Genomic DNA, 5,755 nt, shown 5'->3' on the forward strand with positions numbered 1-5,755 from the left:
TGGTCCCCGTCCTACTTCGCGGGGTCCTGCGGCGGCGCACCGCTGAGCATCGTCAAGGACTACATCGACAACCAGACGCGGCCAGCCTGACCGTCGCCACAAAGGCGCAGAGAACTCCGGCGCTTCGCGCCTCCGGGCCGAGGATCGCATTCCCGCCCGGCCTGAAGACCGGGATTCCCTGCGAAGAACAAGGGATGGCATCCCGTAAATGCGTACGCTCCCAGGCCAGAAGGGATCGCTGGTCGCCTGCCGGGCTGGTCAGGGCGCCGGTGAGGTAGGTGACGGCGTCGTCCAGGTCCTCGCGGGCGTCCTGCAGGTAGCCGACGCCTGCGGCGCCCAGGACGTCACGGACACGTTCGACCAGGTCGATGAAGCCGGCCGGAGTGGCGTTCCGCGGCGCTCCCTCTCCAATGAGCGCGGCCAGGTCTGTGCCGAAGCAGTCGCTGAGCGCGGCGAAGGTGTCGGTGTGTTCCTGGGGCTGGGTCTGGGTGGCCATGGGCGGTGTCCTTGTTGTCGAGGTGGAGTGTGATGGGCTGCCGGGGACCCCCGACAGCTCCAGCCGGGTGCGGCTCACCGGCGGGGGCCGGGGTGGGTGGTGAGCCAGGTGGTGACGGCGGCCGCGCCGATGCCGATGGCGCGGTGCAGGGCCGGGTCAGTTGACTGCACTAACTCGTTGACCGGCTCGACACTGGGAGGGCTGATCACGAGCATTCGGGCATGTCGTTGTTGCATGAGGTCTCCGGGGTTCATCCCGATCTGAAGGACGGCCGCGTACGGCTGTCCCGGGCTGGGGCGGCAGTGGCGGGTACGTCGCCGTCGTTGCCGTGGGTCGTCGTGGATGCTGCGGAGGAGCCGGTGCGCCCGCGCGCGTTCGTGAACCATGGGGCCGGGTGCCGCGTCGTTCTGGTGCGGGGCCCGTGCTGGGTGGCGCTGTGGGAGGGAGAGCAGGGGACGGATGACGGGTGAAGTGATCGGTGTCGGGCTGTGCGTGTTGGCGGGCCTGCTGTGTGTGGGGGGTGGTGTGCGGGAGGTGCGGTTGCAAGCGCGGCTGCGTCGGTACGGCGTTCACGCCGAGGGGGTGGTGATGGACCAGGAGCAGGCGCCGTCGGACGACTTTTCGACGCCTGTGATCGAGTTCGCCGACCAGCAGGGCCGACCCGTCAGGTTCCGGCCTGCGGCGACGGGGACGGGGCTGGGGCTGGACCTGGGAGCCCATGTGCCGGTCGTCTATCTGCCCGAACAGCCGGAGAGTGCAAGGGTGTCGACCCGGAAGCACCGCCGATCCCGGGTCGTCGGCCTGTTTACCGGAGGCGTGCTCTTCCTCGGTGCCGCAGTGCTGGCCACACTCACCCGATGATCTTGTTCTTGTTCCTCGTTCATCACGCCAGGTGCCACGTCCGACGGGCGACTCCTGCCGGCCGATCGACCTCCCCGCTTGGCCGGACAGGACGCGCTCACTCGCCGGTCCCCGATCGGCTCCCAGACATCGGGCCTGACCGCCTCACGTCCTTTCGCGTCCACCGATTCGTTGAGCTGGCCTGACCTGGCGTTGGTGCAGAGAACGTCCAGCTCCATCCACGCGCTGCCCGGCCTGGTGAGCTCCGAGGTGGCCTTGCCGTCGTCGTCGACACGGGCGGCCTTGCAGTGCTCGATGTAGCTGGTCTTGCCGGTCTTCTTCGCCGGTGTCAGTAGGTTCGGATATTGGGTCGTGCGGACTAGGCCTGGGGGGCAGCCGGTTCGGCTCGACTGGACCGCGGGAGGCGCAGAGTGACCCAGCGCCCCGCGCGGGCCCCGCCGAATCCTGTAGCAACGCCCGCGTTCGCTCCCTACAGTCACCGCATGGCCACCGAGGACGCGCACCCAAGTCAGCCCGACATCGCCGCGATGCTCACCGACCAGACCCGCGCCTGCAAAGCAGCACGCGACGCCATCGCCGCTGGCGGCGAGGTAGTGGTCTGGGACAGAGAGGTGCCCCAGTGGATGGTCGCTGGCATCGCTGCGACGAGGCTGAGATGGTCGTTGAAAAAGAGCCTGAGGACCCTCGGCCTCGACGAGACCGTTGAGATCCTGGCCCAGCACCGCAACGAGCAGTTGCGCACCGGCATCATCGACGCAGCAGACCGGTCGTGGCTCTTCACGCTGTACTTCAACGCCGCCGGGACCGAGCTCTTGGCGTGCAGCGGCGTCAAACGCAAGCCACCTTCGCAGGAGGACGGTCAGAAGCTCCAGCTGTAGAGGCCACCACCCGTGTTCACCGCAGACGCTGCGAGCCGGGCAACTCCCTGCAGGACCGCCAGTAGATCATCGTCGGTCATGTCGTCCCCGTCCTCAGACCAGAGCCGCGTGGTCCAGCGACCTGCAAGCTCTTCGAGCTCGGCGGAGCTCGCCTTGGCCAGCGCCCGGGTCAACCGCTTCGGCAGAGCGAACACCTCAACGCCATCGTTCAAGGGGGCAGTGACCCACTCCGGCCACGCCCACCCAAGGAGCAGCTCAATCGGCGGGACCTCGGCCGAAGGCTCCTCGAAGTACATGTCCCACTCGGCGATAGCACTGTCCGGCTCAATGAAACGGCAGGTCACAGACTCAAAGGCCTCACCAGGTCCCCGCAGGCGCGCCGCAGCGGCGGTCTCGTCGTCGGGGGCGAGGAAGAACACTATGTCGCGGGCCATCTGAGCATGATGGCAGCCCGCCGAGCTGACGCTGGCGCGCCTTGTCGGCCCTGGCAGCCAGGACGATGAGGCCCAGCGGCTCCGCCGCGAGCTGAATACGTTCAGCCGTACTTCCCTGGCTCCTGTTCCAGAAGGCAGGGGGATGGCGCCTGTGACGCCGTCCCCCTGCCGCCGGGCCTCAGGCTCGCTGACGCAGTGCGCCGGGCTCAGTGCGACAGGTGAGTGCCACCACACTGGCGATCGCGCTGAACAGACCAGTGCATGCGGCGATCTGCACGGCGGGCAGGGCCTGGGACAGGCCTACGACCACGATGACGATCACCACGACGACGCCAACCTCCTTGGATCCCTTGCGCGCCCAGGGGCGCCATGGGAGACGATGCGAGAGCGACTGACCCATGCGGTCACGTCCGTTCTGCCGACAACGTCGGCTGGCTGGGTCGCCAGTCGTCCTCTTGAGCTTGGAGGCCGGGGACGCTGGCGGTTGGTCAACTGTTGCTTTTCCAGCATGTGTTGCCCCCTGACCCTGTTCAATTGGTCGAGACAATACGAGCACAATCTGCGCTCTATCCACGACAACAAACTGCAGATGGGGTGGTCATGCCCAGACGGCCCTCGCACCTGGCGCCATCAGACGGTCCCCTCGCGCGCTTTGCGCTCAAGCTCCGAGCGTTGCGTGACGCCGCCGGCTTCGAGGCCCCCAGCGTGGATCAGATCGCAGCACGGACTCATATCCCTCGCTCCACACTCTTCGCGGCGCTGCGGGGACGGCGCCTGCCTACCCGCTCCGTGTTGGGAGCATTGGTCACAGCTTGGGGCGGTGACGCAACCGAATGGCTCACCCGACGCACCGTCACAGAAGCCGAACTGGAAGAGCTACGTGCCGCTCGGCCCTCCAAAGGCCGCGTGACACCGACAGCAGAGCCGAAGGCCACACCAGCACCAGCCCTAGAACAAGCACCGAAGGCCACACCACCACCAATCCCAGAACAAGCAGGCGACGAGAGGCTCCGCTCGGCAGTGCAGGACATGGCCGAACAGCTCAGGAGGCTCCGCGTCGAAGCTGGTGCACCCACATTGCGCCAGCTCTCGAAGAAGATCGAGGAGAACCCCGAGTTTCCAGGAATTGCCAGTCCCTCGACGCTCTCCGACCTGTTCAGCGGGAAGCGACTGCCGAAATGGCCGGTCCTTGAGTCCGTCGTTCGCGCGCTGGACGGCGACGAGAGGCAGTGGCTGCTCACCTGGGAAAAGCTTGTGATGCTTCGGGAAGTCCAAGCGCTCACCACAGCGACGGACCCGACCCGCCCCTGGGCGCCTTACCCGGAAGAGTGACTTTCTGATGGTGTGGCCTTCGGTGATCTCGAAAGGTGAAGGAGGGGGTGGTTCTTTGCCGATGCGTGGCCACCAGCCCTGGCCTGTTAGAACGGAGGTTCGTCCGGCCAGAAATCAGCGAATTCGATGCCGGTCACGCCGCCAGGTCGTGGCGTGAGTCGTGCACGTAGCTGCTGGGATCAGCCGTGGTGCCGTCGTGGCACTCCAGGCAGCTGCCAAGAGTGCGCAGCGGTACTGGCGCAGAGCGCTTGTTCCGTGGCTGTCGTAATCCTGAGCAAGAAGGTCCGTCAGCCCCCGTACGTGGCCCTGGGCCGTGCGAATTCGCTGGTCGAGAGAGGGGCCCGTACGGGATGCTGCCCGCGTGATCGAGCGAGAAGCCGCCGTTCGGGCTGTCGAAGAACAGCTGGAGCGCGGCTATCAGCAGTGGCGGGCTTTGAGTGTGGATGCGATGCGGATGGCTGTGGTCCGTGTCGAGGAGCACGAGCTGGTGTGGATCGCCTGCTGGCAGTCCGAGGAGTTCGTACGCACTCGGAATTCCGAGTTCATGCTGGCCGGTAACGGGCCGTACCTGGTCGACCGCGTCGACGGGGGACTACACCAGATCGGCGTGGTCTCCGCGGTAACCGGTGAGTGGGAGGCCGACTATCGAGTCCGGATACGTGGGTTGCCGGTGCGCACCGCAGTAGACGATCTACACGATGCGCTACGCGGAGTCGCCGCTACGCGCGGACGCATGCACGCTGTGCGGACACTGCGCCAGAGGCTGCCCGTACTCTCGCCTGCGGAGGCCATCGCGTACGTGAGCGCCCTGCTGGACGGTGATGCGCCCGCGCGCCTCGTGGCCGTCGCCACCAAGGAACTCGTCGAGCCTCTCAACCCGGTACTTGCGGTGAAGACCATTCTGAGTGGAGCGGTGATCCGAACCGGTCAGAGACCCAACGGATGACGGGAAAGCCAGTCGGCATGCCGATCGCGCACCCGGTCCCGTTCCTCGGACGTGGCGAGGAAGACATCGGCGCCACCGTCGTAGGGGTGGTGGATGCGCTGCATCTGGGTGTCGGTGATGAGAACTCCCGCCACCTTGTCGTCGGCGATGTCTCGGAGCAACTCGTCGATGCAGCCACGCCGCCAGGGTCGGCGGGCAGCGAAGAGGTGGCAGTACGTGCGGAACTCAGGGTCAGGATCGTCCTCCACCAGCAGACTCCGCCAATACCCGGCGACGGGTTGGACTGACGGAACCTCGGCTTCGGTCGTCCAGAGCGGAGTGATCACATACACGTCCGCACCGGCGAACAACTCATCAAGGACGGTGTTGTAACGCTCCAGGACAACGGGGTACTCGCTCTCGTCCTCCGCGTACCGCTTCGACTCCGGCAGGCTGTGAAAACGTACCCAGACATCCCGATACGGGTCACGGAGCTTGTACCCAACCGGAGGGCAACTGGGCCAACGCTGCTGCCACAGCTCCGTCAAAGCCGTCTCTCCGCCTCCAGGCACCCGCCGCACTCGTCCTCTCGCGTATGAACCTACCGACGACCATGATGCCGGGGCTCACCCACGAGAGAAACCGACTTCTTAGAGGGCGTTTGATCTAGGTGGATTGCCCTTTATCTACTAGTAAGTTCCTCGCCAGGTGGGTGTCGTTTCGTCCGGTATGCGCTTGGTGAGGTTGTCGATCGAGGCGACGTGGATCATGGCCTCGGAGCTGGCGGGCAGGGTCTCGTAGTCTCGGGCGAGGCGCCGGTGCAGCATGA

At 66.2% G+C, this 5,755-nt stretch carries 10 protein-coding genes and 2 pseudogenes; 6 read left to right on the forward strand and 6 right to left on the reverse strand.

Translation table 11 applies throughout. The annotated features are described in order from the left end of the window. The coding region (locus ACFVWD_RS56995) for a transposase (protein WP_389606982.1) at positions 1–90 on the forward strand (90 nt) is incomplete at its 5' end. Here the strand turns inward: ACFVWD_RS56995 and ACFVWD_RS57000 are convergent. Together ACFVWD_RS57000 and ACFVWD_RS57005 are read right to left on the reverse strand one after the other, a co-directional pair. Beyond that, positions 53–496, reverse strand: coding sequence for a hypothetical protein (locus ACFVWD_RS57000; protein ID WP_389606969.1), 444 nt, complete (start codon positions 494–496; stop codon positions 53–55). The two genes, ACFVWD_RS56995 and ACFVWD_RS57000, sit on opposite strands and share 38 nt — an antisense overlap. A gap of 74 nt (positions 497–570) precedes the next feature. Continuing rightward, on the reverse strand, positions 571–732 hold the full coding sequence (locus ACFVWD_RS57005) for a hypothetical protein (RefSeq protein ID WP_389606971.1): 162 nt from the start codon (positions 730–732) through the stop codon (positions 571–573). A gap of 235 nt (positions 733–967) precedes the next feature. On the opposite strand from ACFVWD_RS57005, the gene ACFVWD_RS57010 reads away from it, so the two are divergent. Next, positions 968–1,357: a DUF3592 domain-containing protein gene (locus ACFVWD_RS57010; RefSeq protein ID WP_389606972.1), complete on the forward strand. Its 390-nt coding sequence runs from the start codon at positions 968–970 to the stop codon at positions 1,355–1,357. A 482-nt stretch (positions 1,358–1,839) separates the two neighbouring features. Further along, positions 1,840–2,235, forward strand: coding sequence for a hypothetical protein (locus ACFVWD_RS57015; RefSeq protein ID WP_389606974.1), 396 nt, complete (start codon positions 1,840–1,842; stop codon positions 2,233–2,235). Here ACFVWD_RS57015 and ACFVWD_RS57020 read toward each other — a convergent pair. Next, entirely contained in the window at positions 2,217–2,669 is a 453-nt protein-coding gene (locus tag ACFVWD_RS57020) for a hypothetical protein (protein ID WP_389606976.1), read from the reverse strand. The two genes, ACFVWD_RS57015 and ACFVWD_RS57020, sit on opposite strands and share 19 nt — an antisense overlap. Positions 2,670–2,847: 178 nt before the next feature. After that, the gene (locus tag ACFVWD_RS57025) at positions 2,848–2,994 is read right to left on the reverse strand and encodes a hypothetical protein (RefSeq protein WP_389606977.1); all 147 of its coding nucleotides are present in this window, start codon (positions 2,992–2,994) and stop codon (positions 2,848–2,850) included. Between the two features lie 275 nt (positions 2,995–3,269). Between ACFVWD_RS57025 and ACFVWD_RS57030 the strand changes: the two are divergent. From ACFVWD_RS57030 to ACFVWD_RS57040, 3 genes and pseudogenes are all read left to right on the forward strand, one after another. Beyond that, positions 3,270–3,491 (forward strand): annotated as a pseudogene (locus ACFVWD_RS57030) (helix-turn-helix domain-containing protein); the annotation flags it as partial. Positions 3,492–3,698: 207 nt separating this feature from the next. Continuing rightward, positions 3,699–4,001, forward strand: a complete 303-nt coding sequence (locus tag ACFVWD_RS57035; RefSeq protein WP_266937699.1) for a helix-turn-helix transcriptional regulator — start codon at positions 3,699–3,701, stop codon at positions 3,999–4,001. 361 nt (positions 4,002–4,362) lie between these two features. After that, positions 4,363–4,947 carry a YrhB domain-containing protein gene (locus ACFVWD_RS57040; protein WP_389606979.1) on the forward strand — a complete coding sequence of 195 codons (585 nt, stop codon included), beginning with the start codon at positions 4,363–4,365 and terminating at the stop codon, positions 4,945–4,947. On the opposite strand, the gene ACFVWD_RS57045 is transcribed toward ACFVWD_RS57040, so the two are convergent. Next, on the reverse strand, positions 4,929–5,474 hold the full coding sequence (locus tag ACFVWD_RS57045) for a hypothetical protein (RefSeq protein ID WP_389606980.1): 546 nt from the start codon (positions 5,472–5,474) through the stop codon (positions 4,929–4,931). The genes ACFVWD_RS57040 and ACFVWD_RS57045 overlap by 19 nt on opposite strands. 141 nt (positions 5,475–5,615) lie before the next feature. Then, positions 5,616–5,755, reverse strand: a pseudogene (locus tag ACFVWD_RS57050) (IS5/IS1182 family transposase); the annotation flags it as partial.

The organism is Streptomyces sp. NPDC058086 (assembly GCF_042885015.1).
Lineage (GTDB): Bacteria > Actinomycetota > Actinomycetes > Streptomycetales > Streptomycetaceae > Streptomyces.